Raw genomic sequence first — 24,753 nt, forward strand, 5'->3', positions numbered from 1 at the left:
GGATTATGCATTTAAAAGCTGGGCGCGGGCGAATTCGCGGATCCGGTTACGACAATGTTCAACGGTCTGACCCCGCATCACGCTGTGCATTTCATCTTTCAAAACTCCATGCATGTGACGGGCAACCACATTGGCCGTTTCATGCATGTAATCAAACGATTGCATGGCATCGGCACTATTCGGAAGCGTCATAAAAAAGGAGACGCCCTGTATCGGCTGCTGCCCCATGTTATCGATGTTAAACGTGCCAGGTTTCATGCAATTTGCCATACTGAACTGCAGTTGCCCTTTGTCATTGGTACGATGAAAGATATCCATGGCACCGAAACGCATACCACAGGCAAGCAAAATCTGCAGTAGTTGTTCACCATCAAAGCCTTCGTGCTCAGACACAACATTAATGACGATAACTTCTTGTGGTTCGACCAGGTCCTGACCTGGCACTTCCGTTGCGAAAATATCCAATTTTTCCTCGGTCTTTACGGCTTCGGCATGTTCACTGAACGCTGCCAGCTCAGATTCAGGTTCAAGGATGTCTTCCGGCTCCGGGTCATAGATTGCTTCCGGTTCATCGAAAGTATCCTCCAGGGCTTCCAGCTCTTGTTCATCAGCTGCAAATGTCGGCTCCCGCCGTACCTCTGCAGTCTCATATTCTGCTTCTGGCTCCTGAACGAAGTCTGTCTGTTCATGCCATTGATCTTCGTCCTGCTCCACCAGTTCAAGAGACTGCTGATATTGATCATCTTTAGCATCCTCACTATCAAAGTCATCCTGCTCAGGTTCAACCGACAGTGTTTCCATTAGCAAGGGAACTTTTTTATCCAGATTTATTCTTTCATTACGCGCAAGTATTTCCTGCGGTGACAACGGCCGCACCCTGGCACCGCCGTTGGGGAGTTCTCCGGATGGAAACTCAGACAGTTCTTCTTCATCACGGGTGTAGGAACCCTTATATTTAGGCCGCTCTTTCCAACGACGAAATCCGTCCAGGAAAATCAGAATAATGGCCAGTATGCACAGGATTAACAGCCAATGTCGCAATTCCATGTCTCGACCCTTCTTATGCTCTCGATTATATTGCGGCCAGCTCTGCCGCTTCTTCTACGTTAACAGATACCAGTCTTGATACTCCAGGCTCATTCATCGTGACACCCATCAGGTCTTTGGCCATTTCCATGGCAATCTTGTTGTGAGTGATGTAGATAAACTGCACGTGTTCAGACATTGCGTCTACCAGTCGGGCATAACGTCCTACGTTAGCATCGTCCAATGGCGCATCCACTTCGTCCAGCATACAGAATGGTGCCGGATTTAATTTAAAGATGGAAAACACCAGGGCGATTGCCGTCAATGCTTTTTCACCACCGGACAACAAATGAATGGTACTGTTTTTCTTACCCGGGGGCCGGGCCATGATCGCCACACCGGTATCCAGTAAATCTTCACCCGTCAATTCCAGATAGGCGTGACCACCGCCAAACACTTTCGGAAACAGATCCTGTAATCCACCGTTGACCCGATCGAAAGTTTCTTTAAAACGATTCCGGGTTTCACGATCAATTTTGACGATAGCATTTTCCAGCGTTTCGAGTGCTTTCTGCAAATCATCATTTTGGGCATCCAGATAGGTTTTCCGTTCACTCTGGATTTTATATTCGTCTATGGCTGCAAGGTTGATGGCACCCAGTCGCTGGATTTTTTGGTTGATCTGCTCCAGTTCCTGTTCCCATTCCTCTTCGCTGGCATTCTCAGGCAGGTTGGCCAACACCGTTTCCAGATCGAAACTGGCTTCCTGTAACTGTTCCTGTAATGTGGTTCTGCGGGTAATCACCGTCTGTGATTCCATTCGAGCCTGTTCCAGTTTACTGCGCACTTCCATGGCTTTGCCTTCCGAGCGATGACGTTGACTGTCCAGTTCACGCATTTTGCTGTCTATGGCTTCCATCTCGGCTCGGGCGTCAGCAACTTTCTGTTCCAGTTCCAGCCGTTGTTCCAGTTTGGTTTCCAGTTCAATCTGCAGATCGTTATCAGGTTCCAGTTGTTCTTCTTTCTGCATCAGCAGCATTTCACGCTTTTCCTGCAGACGTGCCAGTTGCTGATCCAAACGTTCGAGAGCGGTTTTTATCGCATCAGCCTTGGCCTGACTGGCCTGATGCTGCAATGCCAGAGAGTGTACTTTGTCTTTTTGTGAACGACTCATATCTCTGGCTTCGTCAACGGCCTGGCGCAGCTGCTCACGCTCCTGCATCAGGTTTTCCCGTTCTTCTGTGCCTTCTTCCATGGCGTCCAGAGCAATCTGCAGTTCTTCTCGGGACATGGCCATGTTTTCCCGCTCTTCCGCCAGATGAGTTTCCTGCTCACTGATTTCCGCCAATAACTGCTGCCGACGGTTTCTCATCTGTTCGGCCTGGGCCTGTTTACCACTCAAGCGGGATTTGAAATCGGCGTATTGACGGGCCAATTGACCCAGCTCCCGCTGTGCCTGCTCGCGTTCTTCGTTTAGCGAGCGAACCCGCATTTCCACCACCTCGACATCCACTTCAAGCTCTTCAACAGAAGCATCGAGTTCATCCAGCTGGATTTCAATTTCTTCAAGTTCGGTCTGACGGCTCAGTATGCCATCAGCATCGTTGCTATCTTTACTAATCCGCAACCAGTTGCGCCCCAGCCAGATACCGTCACGGGTAACGACTGATTCGCCAGCCTGAAGGCTGCTGCGCATGGCCATGGCTGCCGGTAAATCCTCTGCAATACGGATTCTGTCCAACAGGTCGGAGAGATCGTAGCGGCTGTCCACTTCAGCATTCAGATAACCGGATTGCGATGACGCTGTAGTGGCCGTCTGGTCGATCAGGTTGAGCATGCCCTGTTCAAAACGCGCCAGGCCATCGGTCAATGCCTCGGTGCTGTCCACACAGACCGCCTGCAAATAAGCACCCAATACGGTCTCCACGGCTTTGTCCCAGCCGTTTCGAACATGTACCTGTTGGGCCAGACGCTCCCGGTGCTGCAGCTGATGACTTTCCAACCAACGCTGCACACCACCGCCGGCTTCTCCCATGGCTGCCTGCTGTAACGCTTCCAAGGTTGCCTGCCGCCCCTTGATCTGGGTCTGACGGCGTTGGGCATCGTTGAGCCGGGTACGTTTATCTTCCAGTTGGGTACGTGAGCTTTCGAGTTGCTCAGACAGGTCATCAAAACGACGCTGCTGAGTCTCCATGCTCTGTTCAGCTTCTTCGGTCTGCATCAACAACTCTTCGATTGCTTCTGCTTCCGGGTCCGCCAGCAAACCATCACGTTCCTGATACAACGAACTTAAACGCCGGTTGATCCGATCGATCACCTGTTCCAGGTGCTGAATACGGGACTGAGCCACTTCTGCAGTTTGCTTGGGACCGGCCGAATCCTGATTGAACAGTTCCCATTTTTGTTGCCACTGCTGCATGCTCTGTTCGTGGCGAACTAAGGCTTCCTGGGCCTCTTCTTCAGCAGCACGGGCCATTTCAAGCTCCGGCTCAGCAATCATTAACTGCTCTTCGATTTCCTCAAGCCGGAACTGATCTTCTTCTTTTTCGCGTGAGGTTTCCTGCAAACTGCGATCAAGTTCAATGAGGTCGGTCTGCAACTGGGCTGCTTTTTCTTTCTGATGCTGCATGCTCTGTTCAAACCGGGCAATTTCAGTTCCCAACTGGTAATACTGACTTTGTACCTGATTGAATACTTCTGTGCGGTCGTTGTGACTGTCACGTAACTCTTCGACCTGGGCATCGATGCTGCGTTGTTCGGCAACGTATTTTTCGTATTCGGTTTCCAGCTCGTTGATGCGCATTTCCCGCTGTCCGGCATCCTCATCAAGGCGCTGCCAGCGAATGGCACTCAACTGCGCCTTTCTCTCCCGCTCTTCTTTTTTTAATTCTGTGTATTTTTCCGCAGCCAGGGCCTGGCGATGCAGATGTTGCAGCTGACGTTCCAGTTCATCACGGATATCCGTTAACCGCTCCAGGTTTTCCTGAGTCCGGCGCATGCGCGATTCAGTTTCTTTACGGCGCTCTTTATATTTGGAAATACCAGCGGCTTCTTCAACATATACCCGTAGTTCTTCCGGCTTGGCTTCAATCAAACGGGATATCATTCCCTGCTCGATAATCGCATAACTACGGGCACCCAAACCGGTTCCCAAAAACAGGTCGGTGATATCTTTGCGCCGGCACTTGGTGCCGTTGAGAAAATAGTTGGACTGGCCGTCCCGAGTGACTTTTCGGCGTACTGAAATCTCAGCGTATTTGGCATATTCACCGGGCGCTTTGCCATCGTGATTATCAAACACCAGCTCAACCGAACACTGACCGACCGGTTTACGATTATTGGAACCGTTGAAAATCACATCGGTCATTGATTCGCCACGCAGATGCTTGGCAGAGGACTCCCCCATTACCCAGCGAACAGCATCAATAGTATTGGACTTGCCACAACCATTCGGACCGACAATTGCAGTCATGTTGGTTGGAAATGGAATCGTGGTTGGATCGACAAAAGACTTAAAACCAGCCAGCTTGATACATTTAAGACGCATTGAGTCCAAATTCTCCGATACTTTTTGACCCTTCCCTGATGCACGCGATCAGCCTTCCAATTCCAAATGAATTGCGTGGCCGGACGTTATCAAGCAAGAAATAATCGCCGGATTGTATCGAAGTTATCAACACTTAGAAACAGCTTAATTCAGCCGCAAATGATAGGATTTTCCAACACTGACAAGTACTTAGAGCCTCTACAGAAATGACGACAGAGGCTCTTTACACGCTGGTTACCCGGTGATGTGATCAATGCACCGTGTCTATTAAAACCGTGGTTGCCTGTTCACCAGCCTGAACAGTCAATGACTGTGACAGACCTTCAAGATCGCCAGCCTGGGCAGTCGCCACACCACCTTTAGATAGCCTGGCAACCACTTCAATATTCATTCCAGCCTGCAAACCTGCCATCGCTGCCATCGTGGTGGTGTCGTCCAACTGAATTGTAACAGGGAAAGAAGCGGGTACAGACAGGCGTTGAACCGCTACAGGCATGGGCGGCCCATTCACCTGACGCGCGGCAACAAACAATGAACGGGCACCATCGAGTTGTTGCTTGAGTTCTTCCGAAAGGTCAATCGTAACGGCCACCACGATAGTAGGTTCAACGGCCGATTCGTCAGCAGGTATTGGTTTGCCAGCAGCCTTCAGGTTGTTTTCTGCCATGGTAATTGCAGACTGAACGGCCTCTACTTCATTCGCCGGCATCACCTTGAGCATTTTTCGCCAGTTGATAAGCGCTTGCGCAAAATCACCAGAAGCAAAAGCATCAACCCCCAGCAACCCTAGCGCCATTGTGTTGGTCGGCGCCAGTTCAAGAGCCGTCTTCAGCATCTGCTTATCAGTTTGACTGAGCACCCGGTCATTATTACTAAACCTCGCCTGGATCAGATTGGAAATCAACCAGGAATGATCCGTTGGGTTAAGAGACCGGTTTCTTTCCGCAACCATTAAAGCTTTTTCAAAAATTCGTTCTGCATCCTGACTCCGCCCGACCTGAAAATAGGTTTTACCAAGAAAAAACAAATCTTCAATGTTATCAGGATGACGCTCGATGCGTGCTTCCATCTGATTAAAAAACGCCTGTTGCTGTTCCGGGCTCTGACCGGCGGCCAGCATGGCTTCGCGCAGCCTCACATCCCGCCAGCCACCTAGCTGGTAGTATGCCGAAAAAGCGAACACGATCAGAACAACAGCCGCCAATGGCACAAGCCATCGGGGACGCGAAGTGTCCTCATGAGAGCGGGCGTCGATTTTTTCAGTATCCTGCACCAGCCGGAGTTTCAGTTCATTTTCCAGCTGCTGATAATCCTCATCACTAAACTCACCAGCAGCATAGGCTTGTTTGAGTTCACTGAGTTGTAATTTATGAGCACGTAAATTTTCCGCCTGACGATCAATTTGGCGGGTATCGGGCAGACTTCTGACAAACGGATAAAACAAAAAACCAAGTGCCACAAAAGTCAGCAGGCCAGCAGTAATCCAGAACATGATTATTCCTTGCGGTTCAGCAGCTCATCAGCTTTACGGAGCTGTTCTTCGGTCAATTCGAGTTGTTTGATGGGTTTTCGGGTACGTACAATCAGAACGATGATACCGAGTGTCAGCAACAGAACCGGCCCCAGATACAGCCAGATCGTTGACCAGGAAAGGCGGGTACGATAAGTCACAAACTCGCTGTAACGGGCGATCATAAAGTCAACGATTTCCTTATCAGTCTTGCCGTCATTCAACAGTTCGTAGACTTTGTCACGGATATCCTGGGAAATCGGTGCATCGGAATCGGCAACATTCTGATTCTGACATTTGGGACAACGCAGCTCCTTGGTCAGCTTTTCATAGCGAAGCTCCAGCCCAGGGTTATTCCAGTCGTATTTATAATCAGATACAGCACTGAATCCGAAACCGCTGCTCAGCAACAAAAACAGTAAAATACTATAGCGTTTCATAGATCGCCTTCAGCTTGTCGTTCCAGATAACGTCATTGATTTCACCCACATGGCGATAGGCAATCGTGCCGTCACTACGGATAAAAAATGTTTCTGGCGCACCGGTCACTCCAAGGTCGAATCCCAGCGTACCATCTTCATCGTAAATGTTGATTTCATAAGGATCGCCATAGGTCTCAAACCATTTGAGTGCAGATTCCCGACTGTCTTTGTAGTCCATGCCGATGATTCTGACTCCCTGCTTGGCCAATTTGTTCAGCATAGGATGCTCGACTTTGCAGGTAATGCACCAGGTCGCCCAAACATTCAGCAAAAACGGTTTACCAACCACGGTGGTATTACTCAATATCTTTTGTGGATCTTTGACCGTTGGCAACGAAAACACCGGCAATGGCTTACCTTTGAGTGGCGTGGGAATATCTTCTTTGTTATCAAGCTGAAGAGCCGGAATGAACACCATTCCGAGAATGACCGCAAATGCAACAGGAATAAAAAACAACCAGCGATTCATGCCATAGCCTCCTGCTTGGCTGATGCTTTATCGATTTCCTTCAGCGCTGTTTTACGATAACGCTTGTCCAACATTCCCAAAAGACCCCCAAATGCCATAAACAGTGCTCCAAACCAAATCCAGCGCACGAACGGCTTAACGTGAATACGCAATGCCCAATCACCACTGTCATTCAACTGCTCACCCAGCGCGACATACAAGTCACGGGTCAGGCCAGGTTGAATATCGGCTTCGGTCATAATGCTTCCAGCTGCCAGATACTGGCGTTTCTCAGGATGTAACACGACGATCAAACGCCCATCCCTGGAAACATCAATGGAGCCTCTTTCGGCGAGATAGTTGGGGCCTTGCACCTGCTCCGTACCATTGAACTTAAAGTCATAACCAGAAAAGCTTTTTTCCTGCCCAATGGACATCCGCACATCATGTTCGACCTGAAAGTTTGCCACCATGACCACACCAACGACTGTCACCACCACACCAAGGTGGGCAATCAACATACCGTAGTAACTCAGGTTCATTTTTATCAGCCCGGCAGCAAAGGATGAAGCATGACGAATGTTGTGGCGCACACTGATAACAACGCTCGATATAATCCAGAACACCAGAGATAGCCCGAGCACAACTGGCCAGACAATGCTGCCGGCGTATACATAAACTGCCAGAACTGCCAGCACCACAGACACTGGAGCGCTGATCAGCTGAAACTTCAGAGTATGTGCCAGATTATCGCTTTTCCATTTCAACAACTGCCCTACACCCAGCAATGCCAGGAGTACAATCATCAAGGTATTGAACACTGTATTGAATATCGGTGGTCCGACCGAGATCTTACCCAATTGAAAAACATCGAAAATCAGTGGCAGCAGCGTCCCAAGCATAACTCCGAATGCAGCCACCGCCAGCAGGATGTTATTAAAAAACAGGAATGATTCCCGTGACATCATTTTGAAATACGTGAAACTGCGTAACGACGGCGCCCGCAAGGCAAACAGCAACAGCGAACCACCAATCGCGATAGCCAGCAGAGTCAGAATGAAGTATCCCCGCTTGGGATCGGAAGCAAAGGCGTGCACAGATGTCAGAACACCGGAGCGAACCAGGAACGTGCCAAGCAATGAGAAGGAAAAAGCAAAAATAGCCAGCAGCACCGTCCAGGATTTAAAGGCACCGCGTTTTTCTGTAACAGCAAGACTGTGTATCAACGCTGTTCCTACCAACCAAGGCATAAAAGAGGCATTCTCAACCGGATCCCAGAACCACCAGCCTCCCCAGCCTAGTTCGTAATAAGCCCACCAGCTTCCAAGCGCAATACCCAGCGTCAGGAAGATCCAGGCGACGTTGGTCCATGGACGGGCCCATTTGGCCCAGGCAGCATCAAGCTGGCCGGAAACCAGCGCAGCAATCGCAAATACGAAAGCCACAGAAAAACCGACATACCCCATATAAAGCATCGGTGGATGTAAAATCAGTCCAATATCCTGAAGCAGCGGGTTCAGATCCCGGCCATCTGCTGGCGGCATCGGCAACACCCGATCAAACGGACTGGATGTCAGAACCACAAAAATCAGGAATCCCAGAGTGATGACACCCAGCATACTCATCACCAGCGCCAACATATCGGTAGGAAGCGAACGACTGAAAGCAGACACCGCTAATGTCCAGCCAGACAAAATCAACACCCAAAGCAGCATAGAACCTTCGTGACCGCCCCAAATAGCACTGATTTTGTAATAAATCGGCAATGCCGAGTTAGAGTTACTGGCGACATAGGAGACCGAAAAATCATCCGTGGCCATGGCATAAGCCAATAGACCAAAAGCAAACGCAAGCATGACAAATACGCCTGTCGCCAGCATTCTGGAGGACATCATCATCCATACGTTATTTTTAAAGTAACCCCAGGCAGGTATCGTTGAGAGCAGAAAAGACAGCCCCAGCGCCAGAATCAGACAGAATAAACCGAACTCAGGAATCATCGTGTCGCCTCTGCATAACTTGCATCACATGTCGCACCACCCTGTTGCGCAGCATCAAGGGCAGCCTTGGCTTCCGGCGGCATATACTGTTCGTCGTGCTTGGCTAACACCTGACTTGCCTCCACCACGCCATTAATAACCTTCCCCTCTACCACCACACTCTGACCTTCACGGAATAAATCGGGCAATATTTTGTCGTAACTGACTTTTACATCACTCATGCAGTCAGTCACCATAAATTCTGTTTTCAGAGTGTCCTGATCCAACTGCCGGAAGGAACCGGCTTTCACCAATCCACCGATCCGAACTTTCTGATCCACAAGATAATCACCTGCGGCAATCTCACTTGGATGCTTGTACCAACTGATGCTCTGACTGTTGGCATAGAGAATAACAGCGGCGGCAGTTCCGACGAGCAGCACACCACATAAAATAAACACGAGTCGCTGGCGACGTTTTGGGTTCATGACTCCTCCCGTCGATATTTTTGTAATTGCTGTTTAACAAACTGGCGCTGTCTGATTTTGGGTGCCACGATCAGATAGACCACACCAATGGCAAAACTGCCATAACTTAGCCATACATATTTGGCGTGATGGCCCATCTGCAGGAATGCAGAAAAAGATTCGAACTGCCCCACTAACTCACTCCTCCCAACCGTTTGACTTCTTCACGAACCCAATTGGTTTTACGCTCCCGCTGCAGAATCTCCTGCCGGGTTCTGATCAAAACCTGGCTACCAAAAAAACAATACGTACCTAACACCATAACCAGCAATGGTATCCACATTTCTGCGGGCATGGCTGGCTTTTCAGTTAATTTAAACGTAGCGGGCTGGTGTAGTGTATTCCACCAGTTAACAGAATATTTAATGATGGGAATATTGATGACACCGACCAGTGACAACACCGCAGCCGATTTATCTGCACTCTGCTGACTCTCCATCACATTATAGATGGCCAGCACACCCAGATATAAAAACAACTGAATCAGCATTGAGGTCAACCGGGCATCCCACACCCACCAGGTTCCCCAGGTCGGCTTGCCCCACACCGCCCCGGTAATCAGCGCCAATAAACAAATCACCGCACCAAACGGGACTATGGATTTCAACACCATGTCAGCCATTTTCATGCGCCAGACCAAGCTGATTGTGCCCAGCACTGCCATCATGAAATAACACGATTGCGCCAGAATGGCCGTGGGAACATGAATATAGATAATCCGATAACTATTCCCCTGCTGATAATCTACAGGAGCATAAACCAACCCCCAAACAGTACCAATGGTCAGCAGTACCAGCGCCAGAATGCCCAGCACCATACTCCAGGGCCAGCTCATCTGGTAAAACCATTTCGGGGAACCCCACTTGTGAAACCAGGTCCACATAATCTATCTCAACCTCTTTTAAGACTGATTAACACTGATTCTCAACGCTACCGTGGTAATCCACGGAGCCAGGGCCAGGGCCACCAGAGAAATCGCGCAAATGTATAACAACTGTATTTTGAAACCCAATCCAAGCGCCGCAGAGGCAACTGCACTGGCTCCGAATATCAATACCGGAATAAACAATGGCATGACCAGCAGTGATAACAGCAAACCTCCTTTTCGCAACCCGACGGTCAATGCTGCACCCACGGAGCCAATCAGACTGAGCGCCAGCGTCCCCACCCCCAGCGACAACATTAACGCAGGTACCGCCCGGCCGGGCAGCGCCAGCATCAACGATAAAGCTGGACTGATCAGCGTCAGGGGCAACCCCGTTACCAGCCAGTGAGTTAACATCTTGGCTAAAACGCGCCATTCAACCACACCGTTTGACAACAAAATCTGCTCTAAAGTGCCATCGTCGAAATCTGCCCTGAACATCATGTCCAGCGACAACAGGGTTGCCAACAATGCAGCCACCCAGAGAATGCCGGCCGATAACTCACCCAGCTTCTCCATATCCGGTGTCACACCCATGGGAAACAACGTAATAACCATCAGAAAAAACAACAACGGATTTAGTAAATCAGTACGTCGCCGGTAAGCTACCACCAACTCACGTTGTAACATCGACCAGAATGCGCTCACCGGTACTGCTCCAGATCCAAGACACTCAGCTGCTCCATGTCCAGCCGGTGATGAGTAGTCAAAATCACCGATCCGCCACGTTCGCTGTGACTTGCAATATGTTGTTCCAGCTTGTCCACACCATCGAGATCCAGCGCAGTAAACGGCTCATCCAACACCCAAAGTGGAACAGCATCATCAAGCAGATACAAACGCGCCAATGCAATTCGTCGTTGCTGCCCGGCAGACAGACTGTGAGCCGGAACATCTTCAAAGCCTTTTAATCCGACTTTATCAAGCGCCTCCAGGTACCGTGCCTCAGGAAGACTTAAATGAGCCTTAAGGGAAACGCTGAAGCGCAGATTTTCCAGCGCAGTCGACACATTGGTCACACCGGGACGATGACCCAGATACAAAAACTTCCCGGCATCCAATTCCCGTTTGCTGCCAACAGGCTCATACCATTCCACGTCACCTTCGACCACATCACTCAACCCCACCAGTTTTCGCAACAAGGTGGTCTTGCCAGAACCATTAGCACCCTTTACCTGCATGACCTGATGACTGTTCAGCGTCACAACAAGATTTTTGAACAATAAACGATCATCCCTTTCACAATATAAAGGGGATGTTTTTAAAATGACACGCTGCAAAAGCAATAACCCACGCTGAACCGGACTCAGATCAATCGAACTACCCCATGGGGAGTACTCTGTTATCAGGGTTCGATAATCCCAGAAAAATCAATTATTTATAAGTATGCTAAAGACAAAGACCGGGGACTGTATCAAATCCTGACTGTTAACTCTGTCAGAAAACTGACAAGAGTAACCCAGTTCAAGCTCCAGAAACCCGCTTCCCAGCCGATAAGCTGGAGGAGTATAACTACAACCCTGATTGGATGCATCGATCTGAATTTCATGGCCAATATCAGTAAAGAACCCATTCGCTTGTCGCCCAGCAGTCAGACAGGCTCCATCTCCAGCCAGACGGAACATCCGCCAGCACCTGCGCGCGCGCAACCACAACCACCGCCCACTAACAAGCTGATTGAAGCCGTCGTTATTCGCAGTGAACCGTTTGTCGACCTGCAAAAAGGCAACGGAGAGCAATATCTGCTGGAGTTAAAAACACCTCAGGGTACTTTATTTGTTAAATATCACCGAGCATTGGAACAGGGAACCGTACTGCTACTGGAACCCGATGACCAGCATAGTTTCAGAACCGCGGACCTGAGTCAGGAACCATTGCGGCTGAAACAACTGATACTTGCAGCTCAACAGTTCAACAATGAAAGTCTGCCAAAAGCAAAGTTTATAGAGGGACTCAGCACCCGCATTGTGAGTCAATTGCAGAATACGGCATTCGAGTCGATTCCGACCCGCATTCAAAATGCATTGATTGCCGTGCTGGTACGCCATGCTCAAATCGGCGACTCCAATGCTGAAACACTCAGACAATGGGTCGGTCAGATTCAAAAACCGGCGCTGCCAATCATCGAACCTTCCCGGCTACAGACGACACTTTCACCGCTCGGCAATCCCCACAGCGAGCACAATCATCAACAGAATTTTGCTCGGGCCGCAGAAGTTGTCAGGCAAATTCAGGAACTCAGCCAACCGGTAAAATCAAACAGCCAGTGGCAGTCACTCATCAGGATACTATCGGTCGGACTTGATCATCCTGCCCCCTCACCTCAGTCGGCTGTTCCGTCTTTTCAACAACACGGAGCCCAAGTAGCAGTGCCGCCAACCACTGGCTCAGCCCCGCCCATTGCGACGGATTGGCCCACTAAACTGCAATCGTTGTTTACCCAACTGCAGCCATACATTGAAAAACCGGAAAAAATGGATCCTGCCACATCGCAGCAGACCACAACGAACCTGTCATCCACAGCGACTACAACATCACCACCTCAGAGTCAGGAAAATTCTGCTGCAATCCGCCAACGCTTTATCGCACTGTTGACCAAAGCCTCCAAGACCAGCACGGTGGCAGAAACCGGTGCCAACTCTGCTACACCTGACTTCACTCATAAAATGGCGGAAAAATCTGAAATGCCACAAGTGGTCGAACGTATTGCCAGAAAAACTGAAAACCTGCCGTTATCGCTCTTACTCATGGAACTTGAACGCAGCCTCAACCAGGAACTAAGGCAAAGACCGGACAGCATCGCCAACCGGCTCAAAACAGAAGCGCAACGCATACTCGGCAGTACCGGCCTTTATACGCCGGAAAGCCTCAAAAAACAGGCCCATGGTGCCTTAAGACCCGGCTCTCAGAGCAATACTCAGGCATTGGAAGCGGTTTTGAATGAAAGCCGATCGGCATTGGCGAAAATTCAGTCTCAGCAGATGAACAACCTGCAGTTTCAATTCGAACCGGAATACCACCGGGCGCATTTTCAGCAGTTTGAAATTCCCATTAATCTGCCTGGTGTTATGACTCACGCTTTCGCCGAAATATGGCACCCTTTGGACAATACCGAAGATTCGGCAGAACAAAACAACACCCGACAACAGCGCAAATGGCACCTGCGCCTGCATATGGAGTTCAAACCACTACCACCACATTGTGTGGAGTTGTTTTTTTCATTGAAGAATGAACACCAAATCCAGCAGTTGGGTCTGGTATTCTGGAGTGAAGACCCGTTTTCGCTAACCCTGTTTAATCAGTACCAGGATGTCTTGCAGTCAGTTCTGCAAAGCAAAGGCATAGATGTGGAGCGAGTTGAATCCAAACGGGGGTTACCTGTCAGAGAGCACATATCCAAACAACAACATAGCCAATCAATGGTGGACTTCAAAGTATGAATCAACCTGACCCACAATCAGCTCTGGCGCTGCATTACAATGGCAAAGATACTCCAACCGTCGTGGCTGCCGGTCAGGGAGAACTTGCGGAAGAGATTCTCAGACTGGCCAGGGAATATGAGGTACCCGTGCTGGAAAATAAAGAATTACTGGCCATGTTAACGAGCCTGGATATTGGTCAGGCCATTCCCGATCAGTTGTTTGAAGTAATCGCTGAAATTATCGCCATGTCTTACTGGCTCAGAGGGCGGGTACCGGAAGGATTTACCGCAGACTAGTGTGATACGGTTTTTCTGGGATATGCTTGCAAAGTTACTCATCAAAGCTCAATCAGATAACGGGAGAACATATGCATAAAAGCAAACTGGCAGGTTTTATCATTGATTGCCAGACACCAGACCTGGAGGGTTCTGCAAAATTCTGGGGTGCAGCATTAGGCATGAAAACAGAAACATTTCCAGGAGAGGCGGGGAAAAAGTATATCAAGCTTCAATCCCCAGTAACCCAGCTATATATTGAGGTACAGACCGTTACCCACCCCAGCCGCGTTCACCTGGATATAGAAACTGATGATATTGAAGCGGAGGTAGCACGCCTGCAACAATTAGGGGCCAAAGAAGTGGAACGGATTAAAACCTGGGTCATCATGGAAGCACCGACCGGTCATCGCTTTTGCGTGGTACAGGCGGAGCCAGGAAGCACTTTCGACGAGACCGCCAATCGGTGGCAAGAATAATCTGTCACTCCACCCCAGGGTCGGGATGGAGTGATCTCAGGTAGCATCACTGCAGATAATACACACCATAACGAATGGCTTTTGACAGTTGAGCCGCGGCCTGATCAGGCTCAACCCCATTCCTCCAGCTTTTTGCCACACTCGGAGAAAACTGATCCAACACCTGTTCAGTAGTTGCCATTCCATGGGCAATACTGGGTAGCAACATGCCATTTTGAGAGGCGTCCATAAAGTCTTTCTTGCTTTTCTGGGCACACTGATCAAAACCATTTAGAGACAGGTCGATGCGTGCAGGAATGGAGCCCTTGGCTTTATTGAACGCTATTTGAAAACGCTCACTCATAACGTCTGATGCCAGTGCGAGCTGAGCTTCAATTTTGCTCTCACCTTCCAGTTTAAACATGGCAAAACTATCCACCACATATATGAAGCTGCCTTCCGTTCCCGGAGTAGTGGCACAGATATAGTCGCGACCAGGTTGTTTGTTGGCCAGTATGAATTCACCCTTAGCCCAATCTCCCATGAACTGAAAAGCAGCTTCTCCATTGATAACCTGCTTGGTAGCTGCGTCCCAGGCCTCCGACCCCGTACTCGGCGCCAGAAATGGCTTAAGACGATCCATCTGCTCAAATACTTTATCCATTGTTTTACTACGCAGAACACTGGTGTCATGCTTTACGAATGCATCGAGGTAAAATTCCGAGCCCCCAACAGCCAGAGCAACCGACTCAAACAACGTTGCGTCCTGCCAGGGCTCATTTCCAGCTGCAATCACTGGATATCCGGCTTTCTGAATTTTTTTGGCAACCGCTTCAAACTCAGCCCAATTAGTAGGAACTTTGGCACCAACTGCATCCAGAATCGGTTTGTTCACCCACATCCAGTTGCTGCGGTGCACGTTCACAGGCGTGGCAACATAATGCCCTTCAAACTTCATATCATCGGCGATGACTTTGGGCAATTTGGCGTCCCAGTCTTCACGCTTGGAAATTTCATCAAGATTGGCCAGGTAGTTAAATCTCGCCCAGCGCTTAATCGATTCACCTTTCAAAACGGTGGCTGCCGGTGGATTACGGAGCAGCACCCGATGATTGAGCTCCGATCTCGCCTGCACACCACTCCCCCCGGTGACCACGAAATCTTTCCAGGTGTGTCCGGAATCCTGAACCATCTGTTTGAGGATATTGATCGCCGCAGCCTCACCGCCTGATGTCCAATAGTGTAAAACCTCTACTTCACCGGCCCTGACAAAGGATGAGGCCGCAAAAATGAACGCTATTTTTAAAATTATTCGAACCTGATGAGCTAATTGACAATTCATATTGATAAGTTCCGTACTCTCTCGTTTATTTCTTGAACAACTAAAAACTGCTACCGCACCGGATTTGCCATGCTATTCAGAGGCTCTTTTATTGGAAATCCAGATAAAATCATCAAATTTTTCCGACTGAGCAAAACTGCAGCAAACTTACGAACTCTATGAAATTTTTTGATGAAAGCATAATCGCAATATTTACACTTTTATTATTCTCTTACAATTAGTAAGCATCATATTTTATTTTTTAAGCAAAAAAGTTTCCATGAAACCCATTTTTACGGCTATCAAACTGGCCAAAAAACTGAGGAGAGTACTAAGAGCGCTATTGGAGAGGGAGGACTGAAAAAATCGTTTTTTGGAGGGAAAAAATCAACAAACAGGAAACCGACACGACGGTCGGTTTCCTGTTTTGACTTACACGTTATAAGTTGAAGACGAGGTATCTCCGCCACGACCAGTCCAGTTCGTATGAAAAAACTCTCCACGCGGACGATCGATACGCTCATAAGTATGAGCCCCAAAGAAATCACGCTGGGCTTGTAGCAGATTTGCCGGAAGACGTTCAGCCCGGTAGCCATCGAAATAGCTCAATGCAGAGGTCATCGCAGGTGCTGATATACCATTCGTAACAGCCGCCGCCACCACTCTGCGCCATCCGGCCTGAGCCTGAGTGATTTTTTCTTTAAAATATGGATCCAGCAACAGGTTGCTCAACGCCGGGTTATTATCAAATGCCTCTTTGATGTTGCCCAGAAAAACGGAACGAATGATGCAGCCACCACGCCACATAAGCGCGATACCACCATAGTTCAGATTCCAGCCATATTCTTTGGCCGCTTCCCGCATCAGAACATAACCCTGGGCATAGGAGACGATTTTGGCCGCAAACAGTGCCTGTCTCAGATCCTCGATAAACGCCTGTTTATCTCCTTCGAACGCTACTTCAGGGCCGGATAACACTTTCGACGCTTCAACCCGCTCTTCTTTCTGAGCTGACAGGCAACGGGCAAACACAGCCTCTCCAATCAATGTCAGCGGGACGCCCATTTCCAGCGCCGATACCCCTGTCCATTTACCAGTGCCTTTTTGTCCGGCCGTATCAAGTATTTTTTCCACCAACGCTTCGCCATCTTCTTTATAGGCAAAAATATCGCGGGTGATTTCGATCAGGTAGCTGTTAAGCTCGGTTTTGTTCCAGGCGGCAAAAACGTCATGTAATTCATCGGCATTCAGGCCCAACAGCACTTTCATAATCTGATAGGCTTCAGTGATGAGCTGCATATCGCCATATTCAATGCCGTTATGGACCATTTTGACAAAGTGACCGGCACCATTCTCACCCACCCAGTCACAGCATGGTGTACCGTCTTCCACTTTTGCGGCAATACCCTGAAAAATCGGCCGGACCGCTTCCCAGGCGGCAGGCGAACCACCGGGCATGATTGAAGGACCGGTCAGCGCACCTTCTTCCCCACCCGATACGCCACTGCCGACAAACAACAGGCCTTTGCTTTCAAGATAAGCCACCCGACGATTGGTATCCGGAAAATGAGTATTGCCACCATCAATGATGATGTCACCGGGCTCAAGGTGAGGAATCAACTGCTCGATGAAATCGTCAACCGGCTGACCAGCTTTAACCATTAGCATGACTTTTCTGGGCTTGGACAAAGAAGCGACCAACTCTTCAATGGAGTGGGCACCACGGATATTCTTACCTTTCGCACGACCAGCCAGAAAACTGTCCACTTTTTCTACGGAACGATTATAAGCTGTGACAGTAAAGCCCTTGCTTGCCATATTCAGGACCAGGTTTTCGCCCATCACCGCCAAACCCACCAGACCGATATCCGATAATGCTTTCATAGTTACCTTCCCCCAATTTTTTAATCGCGCCAGGCAATCAACAGATAAATAAATTGTAGTTTTATTACAGAATAGTAACGCTTTTTTACGCCAAAAGTGAATGTTCTATCCTTTAATATCCTTTGAGCACTTATTTTTTTGTAACAAACTTTCAGAATTGGATAAAACTCCAATGGTTGTCCCAACGTAATCCGGTCTGCCGACTCGCTGTCTGATCATCCGCCCTGATCAAACCAACACCACTGCCCGCCCACCAACGCTGTCCATCCGAGGCCAGAGGACAAACATCCTGAATATAATCGCTATATTGAAACGCCCGACTGGAAGCATCCCACACACCAACCCGGTGTCCACGCGGAGAGCTGGCAACAATCTGATGTCCGCAGCTCGCAACCGAGCCAATATAGTTTTTGAAATTCATCCAATCGAGATCACTGGCTTCAAAGGGTAACAGCTGTTGTGGCTGCTGGTCGACCGGACGGTCCGTAATCGCCAGCAATGGGAGAGTTTGAGGGATGTCAGACTGATACTGCATGGCAATGACAGCATGCCCGTTGTCTGTTAACGTCAGATGCCGCGTGCTCAGCAAGTGATCCACCGGTGCCAGACGCCAGTGTTCTTTACCTGTCACCGGATGCACGCACAACAACGAAGGCTGCATGGTATTTTGATTCAACACCTCTCTGCCAGCCGTTCGCAGTCCACCAATACCCGCAACCAGATAATCAGGGCTATGAAGAAGGATTTCATGTGGTCCCAGTCCATTCAGAGGAACCACATCTCTCAAAGACCAACTCTTCCGTTCATAATGAAATAACACCCCATCACTGGATCCCAGTTTTTCACCGGAAACATGCATGGCGTGGTCAGTGAATACCACATGACCATTAAACACATGGCCTTGAGGTGCCTTGAGGCGATGGATTACTCTGCCGGTGTCAGGCTCAAACACAATCACAAACGCACCCGGCCTGCGGGCCACTAATGCAGCAACCTCGTGCGCCACTGACGCCGAGCCGTGAGCCCGACCTGGCAGCGGAATCCGGTAAATTACTCTGCCGGCAGTCAAATCAAAACAAACAGCAGACCATTGTCCATCTGCTGTTTTAATCACTCCCAGAACCCTTTTCTGCTGATCGCCCGACATATCAGTGGCCAGAGTATGCCAGCTCAACCCGGCCAGTGCCGCGACCTTAATAAAGTCTCTACGATTAATCGCCATCTAAATTACTGAACCCTATGGTAATTCCCAGCTCAGGGGCCATCTCCGTCACCAGCAGCTTCACCAGACTTTCCACAATGGTCTTTTGAATAACCCACGATTGGAGCGGCATTTGTGGCTCTTCTCCTGTGCCCAACACCACCATAACGGCATCAAAGTCACTCCAAAGCTCAGCATCGGTCTGTTGTTTCAGCACCCCCTCCATTTCCCGGATAGCACTGAACAGATGGCCCAGGATGATCACCTGAGAACCTGTTCGCCAGCCTTCCATACCGTAGAGATTCAACTGGGTTTTGCTTCCGGCAACCGCATCAATACGTTTTTCAGTCATGCCCAATAACGAGGTGTACTGATTGAACTGAAACGCCAGAGTGGCTTGATCCGGAGTATTGGTAATCGACTCGACCTGCTGCAAATTCGCTTTAAAGCTTGTAATCCAGGCGGAGAAGTAAAGACATGACTGCGAAGCCGGAGTCTGCTCGGCTGACAAAACATATTCAGCACCGCCCAAAGCGACTGCCGGTGCCGGTGCCTTGCTGAAGTCCATCGTATCACTGGCTAATAAAGCCTGAGTCTGACGCCGGGTAAGATCCTTTCGGTCGGGCCAGAAGCTGAACCGAAAAGCTAACCCCGAAGCCTCCAGCCGATAAGGTGCCAACAACTGATAACCAAGCCAGCTGCCATGCAGATCCAGCAAGGAATCCAGAGTTTGTTGGTAAGGCGCTCCTTGCCCTTCAAGAGACTGACTGTCGTCGTCAACAGCGGTACACAACGCCGTCACATCATGCTCAAACTTTTCGAGCTGTTGATGGATCAACGCTAGTTTCTGGGTTTCATAGGTTTCCCACGGAGTCGCAGCAAATGCTGGAACCGTGATCAAAGCAAATAAAAGAGCAGCAACTTTCATTAGAGTGATTCCAAAAATTTCAATAATGACTGACGACTATCACGATCAGCCTTCAGATAGTTGTTTTGGGCAGTCTGAGCCTCTCCACCATGCCATAAAATGGCTTCTTCAATGCTTCGGGCACGACCATCATGCAGAAAGAAAGCTTTTCCCCCTGCTACTTCGTCAACCAGCCCCAATCCCCACAGCGGCGGGGTCCGCCATTCTGAACCGCTCGCTTCAAATTCAGGACGATGATCAGCCAGATCTTCTCCCATATCATGCAACAACAAGTCGCTGTATGGATAAAACACCTGATTGGCCAGTGATGCATCCGCAATAGAGGCTGTCCGTTGTTGCGGTTTATGACACCACGCACATCCCATTTCGGCAAACAACTTTTCGCCCTGCTGTACAACAGGGTCGCTGGTGTTCCTGCGTGCCGGAACCCCAAGATGGGCGGTGTAAAACTCCACTTTGGAGAGGATATTATCACTGACTTCCTGATCACCTCCATCGGGAGCAGCCAGACACGCCTGCTGAGCGGGAGTGCAATCAGTCTGGTGAAACAGATGACTGGTCAGTCCCATATCACCGGAAAACGCCGCCGAATTCTGCTGCATTAAGGTAGGCTGACCGGCTTTCCAGCCAAACCGCCCGATGACAGTCTGTTGGCGGGCGATATCCCAGACCTGATTGGCTCTGCCAGATACCAGACCCTGCTTTGCCTGTCGTTGCTGTTCGGCCAAAATATCAGCTTCGGGTATTGCTTCGAGGAGTCCCAGACCGATCATTTGCGGAGCAATACGAACAGAGGTCAGCAGATTGGAGCCCGGAACACCATAACCAAAGTTTTCCAGTCGCAGATGTGGTTTGCGCAACAGCAGAATTCCGCCGTCAGCAAACCGAACCGCTTTATCCTGATAATCGATAAAGATCTCCGCTTCTGCCGGAATACCGGGAATAGCCATATCCTGCAACTGCCCACCATAGACGGGGTGAGGAATAACCCCTTCACGTTTAAGTCGCTCCGGGTCTGCCGTACCGGTGACACTCAGCCGTACCAACATAGATACTGCATTTGCCTCACCGGCTTCACGCGGATGACCTCGACCGTCTTTAATGTGACAGTTTTGACAACCGTTGGTATTGAACAGTGGCCCAAGGCCATCACGTGCTGTCGTTGAGGATGGCGCGATCACCCAGGGATTGCGGAAAAAGCTGTTACCAACACTAAAATCAAGGCGTTGCAAAGGTGTCAGGTTGGCTGCCGGGAGAGAAAAGGCCTGTCGGCCAGATGCACTGACGGTGGTTGCTCCACCACTCGGAGCAGCGTTAGCAACTCCATAAAGGCTAAGAAGACATACAACGGTCGGGAATATTTTTTCTTTCATAACAACAACGAAAAAGGCCGGTTTAACACCAGCCTTTTTCAACATGGCTCAACGCCACGACTCCTCTATTCGGTTAAGTTCAGAATTCATGATCCGCGGTATCTGGATTCAGATTGGTAATACCCAGAGCATTCGCAGCATTTTCGATTCCCTGTGTCTCGGTGACAAGGGCTGCAATAGCTTGTCGAATAATTTCATGACCAGCTTCATTTTCCGGTGCGATCATCTGATCAAACGCAACGTGGTCCTGTTCAGCCGATTTGACCATTACAGTCAATGCGTCAGTGGTTGCCTTGAAATCCGCATCCAACTGTTTGGAAAGAGCTTTATCGGTTTTCCGCAGTAGTTTTCGTAAACTGGCACCCTTGGTTTTCTTGCCATCCGTTGCGATATAGGTGCCATAGTAAATATTACGAATACCCTGCGCATCGTAGAAATGAGAATTATGGGTATTGTCGCTGAAGCAGTCATGTTCATCTTCCGTGGAATTTGCCTCCAAAGCGACTTTCATACGCTCCCCGGCCAATTCACCCAAGGCCAGACTGCCCATACCAAATAACATCTTACGAATGACCTGCTGTTCAGGCTCGGCTAGCAGTTCAGCCCGATAATTATCAGCGACATCCGCCTGCCATTGACGGGTCATCCACTCCAGATCATTGACCAGCAATTGAGTGGCCGCTTGCAGATATTGACCCCGACGATCACAGTTGCCATGCGTACAACCAGTGCCCGTTACATAGTCAGTGAAGGGACGATCACCTGCACCGGCTTCTGAGCCATGAAGATCCTGACCCCACAACAAAAATTCAATAGCGTGGTAACCGGTCGCCACGTTGGCTTCAGATCCGGCGAACTCATTCAGACTGGATAACAGTTCCGGCGTCAACTCCGTCATATCAATGGTTTGACCACCCATTTCCAGTTTAGGCGTGGCAACAATATTCAGAGTGGCACCCGGATTACCGAGTTCATAAATGTAGGTACCCTGATCGACATAATCGATCAATCCTTCATCCAACGGCCAGGCATTCAGCCCCCCTTCCCAGTCATCCACAACAGGGTTACCGAAACGAAATACTTCAGATTGTTGATAAGGAATGCGGGAAACTTTCCACGCAGCTTTGGCAGCAGCCATAGTCTCAGCACTAGGCTCTTTCACCAGGGCATCAACCGCAGCCTGCAGATCTTGGGCAGTAGCCAGCGCATCAGCATATGTGGCATAAGCGATATCCGCATAATTCTTGACGATTTTACTTTCCAGGCTAACAGCAGAAGCCGCTCCTGCACATAAAGCTGTCATCATTCCGACAGCCAGCTTGACACGATACTTCATTCTTACTCCCCGTTTACTTAATTGATAATTATTATCATTTGAAATGCTAACAAAATACCCATAACATGCAATCAATAATTATTTGGATTTGCATTTACAAACGGAGATTTCATCATGTTTCTGACAGCACTGTTTTCCATCATGGTGATGTTTGTATGGCTACTGATCATTCTGGGATCAGATCGGGAAAATAAATATTTCGGACTGAAAGCAGGACGGCTTTTTCAATGGGGTCTGCCAACTGCAGTCGTCATGGCCATCAGCATAGAGTTATTACATTTTTATTTTTGAAATCTGTCGGCGCTAACCACGCTTGAATCCAGCAGCTCCTGAGCGTCATCAGCCTCACGGGCAAAATTTTCCGGCAAGTTTTTTTTGGCTGTGGCCCCCATGGCCTTGAGCTTCTCCACTCGTCCCAACAGGTTGCCACGACCACTCTCAAGTCGTTTGACAGTTTGCTCGTAGGACTCCGATGCTTTGTTCAAATGCCGGCCAATCTCGTTTACCGACTCCAGCACCATGACAAATTGATCGTACAAACGGCCCGCATCCTGGGCGATACGTTCAGCATTGGTGTTTTGGTTTTCATAGCGCCAGATGCTCTGCACAGTACGCAAAGTGGCCAGTAAGGTTGTCGGACTAACCAGAATTATGTTTTTTTCAAAAGCGGATGTGAAAATACCGGAATCAGTTTCCACTGCCAGCATAAATGCCGCTTCAACCGGAATAAACAACAAGACAAAATCCAGACTGCGCACACCTTCAAGACGTTCATAGTTTTTCGCTGACAACAGCTGAATATGACGCTTGACGGAGTCCACATGAGCGCGCAAATGTTTAACACGCAACTCATCGGTCTCTGCATTGCAGGTTCGCTCATAATCCAGCAAAGAGACTTTCGAATCGATAATAATGTCTTTATTTTCAGGCAGATGAACAATGACATCAGGTATTTGACGCTTGCCGGCTTCATCCTTCAGCACAACCTGGACATCATATTCATGACCTTTGCGTAATCCACTCTCCTGAAGGATTTTTTCGAGTACCATCTCACCCCAGTTACCCTGGATTTTATTATCTCCTTTCAAAGCACGGGTAAGCGCTTGTGCCTCCTGGGACATTTTCAGATTCAGATCTTTTAAACTTCCCAGCTCAAGTCGCAACATTCTCCGGTCATCGGTATCTTTTTCATAAACATCCTCCACCCGCTGGCGGAAATCCTGCATCTGGCTTCGCAAAGGACTCAGCAACGCTTCAAGCGAGTCCTTGTTGTCCTGCTTGAAGGCTTGTCGTTTTTCTTCGAATATCTTGTTGGCCAGGTTCTGAAACGATTGCGTCAACCGCTCTTCTTCACGCTGCACCAGCTCCATCTGCTCCCGATACCGTCGACTTTCCTCGCTGCGGCGAGTTTCAATAACAGCCAGTTGCTGCTGCAACTGACGTACCCGGTTATCACTCAGATCCAGCTTGTCGCGCAAACTCGCGATCTCACGATCCTGACCGACTAACTGAGCGGATTGCTGTTGTTCCTTAAGATTTGAGACCGCCTGATGATGACGCAGATGCTCCAACTCATCCCGCTGGCCCCGCCGTTTTGCAGCAGTAATGAAGATCCACCCCAGCAGCAGTAACACCAACAATACAGCAATTCCAGCCACGGTCTGCCACACTACCAGTTGTTCAATAATCACGTATGTATCCCTAACAAAATCAATTAAAAAAACCTGCGATTTTTTTTCGCTCTGCTAAATTAAATTTATATAGGAGGAAAAATATGAGCATCACTATATTACAGGCTACCCAGGAAATAGACGATCTGCTGCCATTGCTGGACCGCGCCTATTGGGAAGCCAACAGTATTGATCACAAGGATACCATACACAACGTCATCTGGTTGCTGACCCAGGAAGCCATAGAGTTGCACAAAGTCAGCATTCAGGATGGCCACTACCGCTACGAACCGGTGACCGAGACAATACGTCACGCGTTACCACAAATGCGATACCTGGTGGAAAACCTGAGCGAAGTCTGTCGACGAACCAATACTCACAAAGTATTGAGCCCGGCACTGCACAGCGCGATAACCATCTTCGACTAGCACTCGTCAAAAA

The 24,753-nt window shown here is 49.2% G+C and carries 23 protein-coding genes; 5 read left to right on the plus strand and 18 right to left on the minus strand.

The features are described 5' to 3' along the window. Window positions 1–3: 3 nt before the first annotated feature. From zipA to ccmA, 11 genes are all read right to left on the minus strand, one after another. The gene (gene zipA / locus YC6258_RS21030; RefSeq protein ID WP_044618659.1) at window positions 4–1,047 is read right to left on the minus strand and encodes a cell division protein ZipA; all 1,044 of its coding nucleotides are present in this window, start codon (window positions 1,045–1,047) and stop codon (window positions 4–6) included. 25 nt (window positions 1,048–1,072) lie between these two features. Next, on the minus strand, window positions 1,073–4,573 hold the full coding sequence (gene smc / locus YC6258_RS21035) for a chromosome segregation protein SMC (RefSeq protein WP_044618660.1): 3,501 nt from the start codon (window positions 4,571–4,573) through the stop codon (window positions 1,073–1,075). Window positions 4,574–4,823: 250 nt separating this feature from the next. After that, window positions 4,824–6,065, minus strand: a complete 1,242-nt coding sequence (ccmI, locus tag YC6258_RS21040; RefSeq protein ID WP_044618661.1) for a c-type cytochrome biogenesis protein CcmI — start codon at window positions 6,063–6,065, stop codon at window positions 4,824–4,826. Between the two features lie 2 nt (window positions 6,066–6,067). After that, window positions 6,068–6,523: a cytochrome c-type biogenesis protein gene (locus YC6258_RS21045; protein WP_044618662.1), complete on the minus strand. Its 456-nt coding sequence runs from the start codon at window positions 6,521–6,523 to the stop codon at window positions 6,068–6,070. After that, a complete protein-coding gene (locus tag YC6258_RS21050) occupies window positions 6,510–7,034 on the minus strand; it encodes a DsbE family thiol:disulfide interchange protein (protein ID WP_044618663.1) in 525 nt (174 codons plus the stop codon). The genes YC6258_RS21045 and YC6258_RS21050 overlap by 14 nt, the downstream gene beginning before the upstream one ends. Then, a complete protein-coding gene (locus tag YC6258_RS21055) occupies window positions 7,031–9,013 on the minus strand; it encodes a heme lyase CcmF/NrfE family subunit (protein ID WP_044618664.1) in 1,983 nt (660 codons plus the stop codon). The genes YC6258_RS21050 and YC6258_RS21055 overlap by 4 nt, the downstream gene beginning before the upstream one ends. Beyond that, a complete protein-coding gene (gene ccmE / locus YC6258_RS21060) occupies window positions 9,010–9,480 on the minus strand; it encodes a cytochrome c maturation protein CcmE (protein WP_044618665.1) in 471 nt (156 codons plus the stop codon). Before ccmE ends, YC6258_RS21055 begins: the two co-directional genes overlap by 4 nt. Beyond that, window positions 9,477–9,653, minus strand: a complete 177-nt coding sequence (ccmD, locus tag YC6258_RS29120; protein ID WP_082070835.1) for a heme exporter protein CcmD — start codon at window positions 9,651–9,653, stop codon at window positions 9,477–9,479. Before ccmD ends, ccmE begins: the two co-directional genes overlap by 4 nt. Continuing rightward, window positions 9,653–10,402: a heme ABC transporter permease gene (locus YC6258_RS21065; protein ID WP_211264566.1), complete on the minus strand. Its 750-nt coding sequence runs from the start codon at window positions 10,400–10,402 to the stop codon at window positions 9,653–9,655. The genes ccmD and YC6258_RS21065 overlap by 1 nt, the downstream gene beginning before the upstream one ends. An 18-nt stretch (window positions 10,403–10,420) precedes the next feature. Further along, window positions 10,421–11,092: a heme exporter protein CcmB gene (ccmB, locus tag YC6258_RS21070; protein ID WP_245626973.1), complete on the minus strand. Its 672-nt coding sequence runs from the start codon at window positions 11,090–11,092 to the stop codon at window positions 10,421–10,423. Beyond that, window positions 11,089–11,667 carry a cytochrome c biogenesis heme-transporting ATPase CcmA gene (gene ccmA, locus YC6258_RS21075; RefSeq protein ID WP_245626974.1) on the minus strand — a complete coding sequence of 193 codons (579 nt, stop codon included), beginning with the start codon at window positions 11,665–11,667 and terminating at the stop codon, window positions 11,089–11,091. The genes ccmB and ccmA overlap by 4 nt, the downstream gene beginning before the upstream one ends. Before the next feature lie 324 nt (window positions 11,668–11,991). On the opposite strand from ccmA, the gene YC6258_RS21080 reads away from it, so the two are divergent. From YC6258_RS21080 to YC6258_RS21090, 3 genes are all read left to right on the plus strand, one after another. After that, window positions 11,992–13,884 (plus strand): hypothetical protein, encoded by a 1,893-nt coding sequence (locus YC6258_RS21080; protein ID WP_044618667.1) that lies wholly within the window; start codon window positions 11,992–11,994, stop codon window positions 13,882–13,884. Then, on the plus strand, window positions 13,881–14,162 hold the full coding sequence (locus YC6258_RS21085) for an EscU/YscU/HrcU family type III secretion system export apparatus switch protein (RefSeq protein WP_044618668.1): 282 nt from the start codon (window positions 13,881–13,883) through the stop codon (window positions 14,160–14,162). The genes YC6258_RS21080 and YC6258_RS21085 overlap by 4 nt, the downstream gene beginning before the upstream one ends. Before the next feature lie 71 nt (window positions 14,163–14,233). Continuing rightward, on the plus strand, window positions 14,234–14,620 hold the full coding sequence (locus tag YC6258_RS21090; RefSeq protein WP_044618669.1) for a VOC family protein: 387 nt from the start codon (window positions 14,234–14,236) through the stop codon (window positions 14,618–14,620). A 46-nt stretch (window positions 14,621–14,666) separates the two neighbouring features. Here the strand turns inward: YC6258_RS21090 and YC6258_RS21095 are convergent, their stop codons facing one another. From YC6258_RS21095 to YC6258_RS21120, 6 genes are all read right to left on the minus strand, one after another. Beyond that, window positions 14,667–15,941 carry an ABC transporter substrate-binding protein gene (locus tag YC6258_RS21095; protein WP_052830459.1) on the minus strand — a complete coding sequence of 425 codons (1,275 nt, stop codon included), beginning with the start codon at window positions 15,939–15,941 and terminating at the stop codon, window positions 14,667–14,669. Between the two features lie 411 nt (window positions 15,942–16,352). Next, window positions 16,353–17,804, minus strand: a complete 1,452-nt coding sequence (gnd, locus tag YC6258_RS21100) for a decarboxylating NADP(+)-dependent phosphogluconate dehydrogenase (RefSeq protein ID WP_044618670.1) — start codon at window positions 17,802–17,804, stop codon at window positions 16,353–16,355. Window positions 17,805–17,955: 151 nt separating this feature from the next. After that, the gene (locus YC6258_RS21105; protein ID WP_044618671.1) at window positions 17,956–19,026 is read right to left on the minus strand and encodes a DUF1513 domain-containing protein; all 1,071 of its coding nucleotides are present in this window, start codon (window positions 19,024–19,026) and stop codon (window positions 17,956–17,958) included. Then, the gene (locus tag YC6258_RS21110) at window positions 19,016–19,933 is read right to left on the minus strand and encodes a hypothetical protein (protein ID WP_044618672.1); all 918 of its coding nucleotides are present in this window, start codon (window positions 19,931–19,933) and stop codon (window positions 19,016–19,018) included. Before YC6258_RS21110 ends, YC6258_RS21105 begins: the two co-directional genes overlap by 11 nt. Continuing rightward, window positions 19,933–21,351, minus strand: coding sequence for a di-heme oxidoreductase family protein (locus YC6258_RS21115; protein ID WP_245626975.1), 1,419 nt, complete (start codon window positions 21,349–21,351; stop codon window positions 19,933–19,935). Before YC6258_RS21115 ends, YC6258_RS21110 begins: the two co-directional genes overlap by 1 nt. Window positions 21,352–21,385: 34 nt before the next feature. Further along, window positions 21,386–22,642, minus strand: a complete 1,257-nt coding sequence (locus tag YC6258_RS21120; protein ID WP_052830460.1) for an imelysin family protein — start codon at window positions 22,640–22,642, stop codon at window positions 21,386–21,388. Between the two features lie 114 nt (window positions 22,643–22,756). Between YC6258_RS21120 and YC6258_RS30395 the strand changes: the two genes are divergently transcribed. Beyond that, on the plus strand, window positions 22,757–22,933 hold the full coding sequence (locus tag YC6258_RS30395) for a hypothetical protein (protein WP_169749005.1): 177 nt from the start codon (window positions 22,757–22,759) through the stop codon (window positions 22,931–22,933). Here the strand turns inward: YC6258_RS30395 and YC6258_RS21125 are convergent. Then, entirely contained in the window at window positions 22,924–24,333 is a 1,410-nt protein-coding gene (locus tag YC6258_RS21125; protein ID WP_052830461.1) for a DNA recombination protein RmuC, read from the minus strand. The genes YC6258_RS30395 and YC6258_RS21125 overlap by 10 nt on opposite strands. 83 nt (window positions 24,334–24,416) lie before the next feature. Between YC6258_RS21125 and YC6258_RS21130 the strand changes: the two genes are divergently transcribed. Further along, window positions 24,417–24,740, plus strand: a complete 324-nt coding sequence (locus YC6258_RS21130) for a hypothetical protein (RefSeq protein ID WP_044618673.1) — start codon at window positions 24,417–24,419, stop codon at window positions 24,738–24,740. Window positions 24,741–24,753: the final 13 nt, after the last annotated feature.

It is taken from the genome of Gynuella sunshinyii YC6258, assembly GCF_000940805.1.
Classification (GTDB): Bacteria; Pseudomonadota; Gammaproteobacteria; order Pseudomonadales; family Natronospirillaceae; genus Gynuella; species Gynuella sunshinyii.

Excerpts from the sequence above, each read along its gene's own strand:
- YC6258_RS21085 (WP_044618668.1), top strand. The coding sequence starts at position 13,881 with ATGAATCAACCTGACCCACAATCAGCTCTGGCGCTGCATTACAATGGC.
- smc (WP_044618660.1), bottom strand. The coding sequence starts at position 4,573 with ATGCGTCTTAAATGTATCAAGCTGGCTGGTTTTAAGTCTTTTGTCGAT.
- YC6258_RS21095 (WP_052830459.1), bottom strand. The coding sequence starts at position 15,941 with ATGAATTGTCAATTAGCTCATCAGGTTCGAATAATTTTAAAAATAGCG.
- zipA (WP_044618659.1), bottom strand. The coding sequence starts at position 1,047 with ATGGAATTGCGACATTGGCTGTTAATCCTGTGCATACTGGCCATTATT.
- gnd (WP_044618670.1), bottom strand. The coding sequence starts at position 17,804 with ATGAAAGCATTATCGGATATCGGTCTGGTGGGTTTGGCGGTGATGGGC.
- YC6258_RS21130 (WP_044618673.1), top strand. The coding sequence starts at position 24,417 with ATGAGCATCACTATATTACAGGCTACCCAGGAAATAGACGATCTGCTG.
- YC6258_RS21080 (WP_044618667.1), top strand. The coding sequence starts at position 11,992 with ATGGCCAATATCAGTAAAGAACCCATTCGCTTGTCGCCCAGCAGTCAG.
- YC6258_RS21105 (WP_044618671.1), bottom strand. The coding sequence starts at position 19,026 with ATGGCGATTAATCGTAGAGACTTTATTAAGGTCGCGGCACTGGCCGGG.
- ccmE (WP_044618665.1), bottom strand. The coding sequence starts at position 9,480 with ATGAACCCAAAACGTCGCCAGCGACTCGTGTTTATTTTATGTGGTGTG.
- YC6258_RS21115 (WP_245626975.1), bottom strand. The coding sequence starts at position 21,351 with ATGTTGAAAAAGGCTGGTGTTAAACCGGCCTTTTTCGTTGTTGTTATG.
- YC6258_RS30395 (WP_169749005.1), top strand. The coding sequence starts at position 22,757 with ATGTTTCTGACAGCACTGTTTTCCATCATGGTGATGTTTGTATGGCTA.
- YC6258_RS21110 (WP_044618672.1), bottom strand. The coding sequence starts at position 19,933 with ATGAAAGTTGCTGCTCTTTTATTTGCTTTGATCACGGTTCCAGCATTT.
- YC6258_RS21090 (WP_044618669.1), top strand. The coding sequence starts at position 14,234 with ATGCATAAAAGCAAACTGGCAGGTTTTATCATTGATTGCCAGACACCA.
- YC6258_RS21120 (WP_052830460.1), bottom strand. The coding sequence starts at position 22,642 with ATGAAGTATCGTGTCAAGCTGGCTGTCGGAATGATGACAGCTTTATGT.
- ccmI (WP_044618661.1), bottom strand. The coding sequence starts at position 6,065 with ATGTTCTGGATTACTGCTGGCCTGCTGACTTTTGTGGCACTTGGTTTT.
- YC6258_RS21050 (WP_044618663.1), bottom strand. The coding sequence starts at position 7,034 with ATGAATCGCTGGTTGTTTTTTATTCCTGTTGCATTTGCGGTCATTCTC.
- YC6258_RS21045 (WP_044618662.1), bottom strand. The coding sequence starts at position 6,523 with ATGAAACGCTATAGTATTTTACTGTTTTTGTTGCTGAGCAGCGGTTTC.
- YC6258_RS21065 (WP_211264566.1), bottom strand. The coding sequence starts at position 10,402 with ATGTGGACCTGGTTTCACAAGTGGGGTTCCCCGAAATGGTTTTACCAG.
- YC6258_RS21055 (WP_044618664.1), bottom strand. The coding sequence starts at position 9,013 with ATGATTCCTGAGTTCGGTTTATTCTGTCTGATTCTGGCGCTGGGGCTG.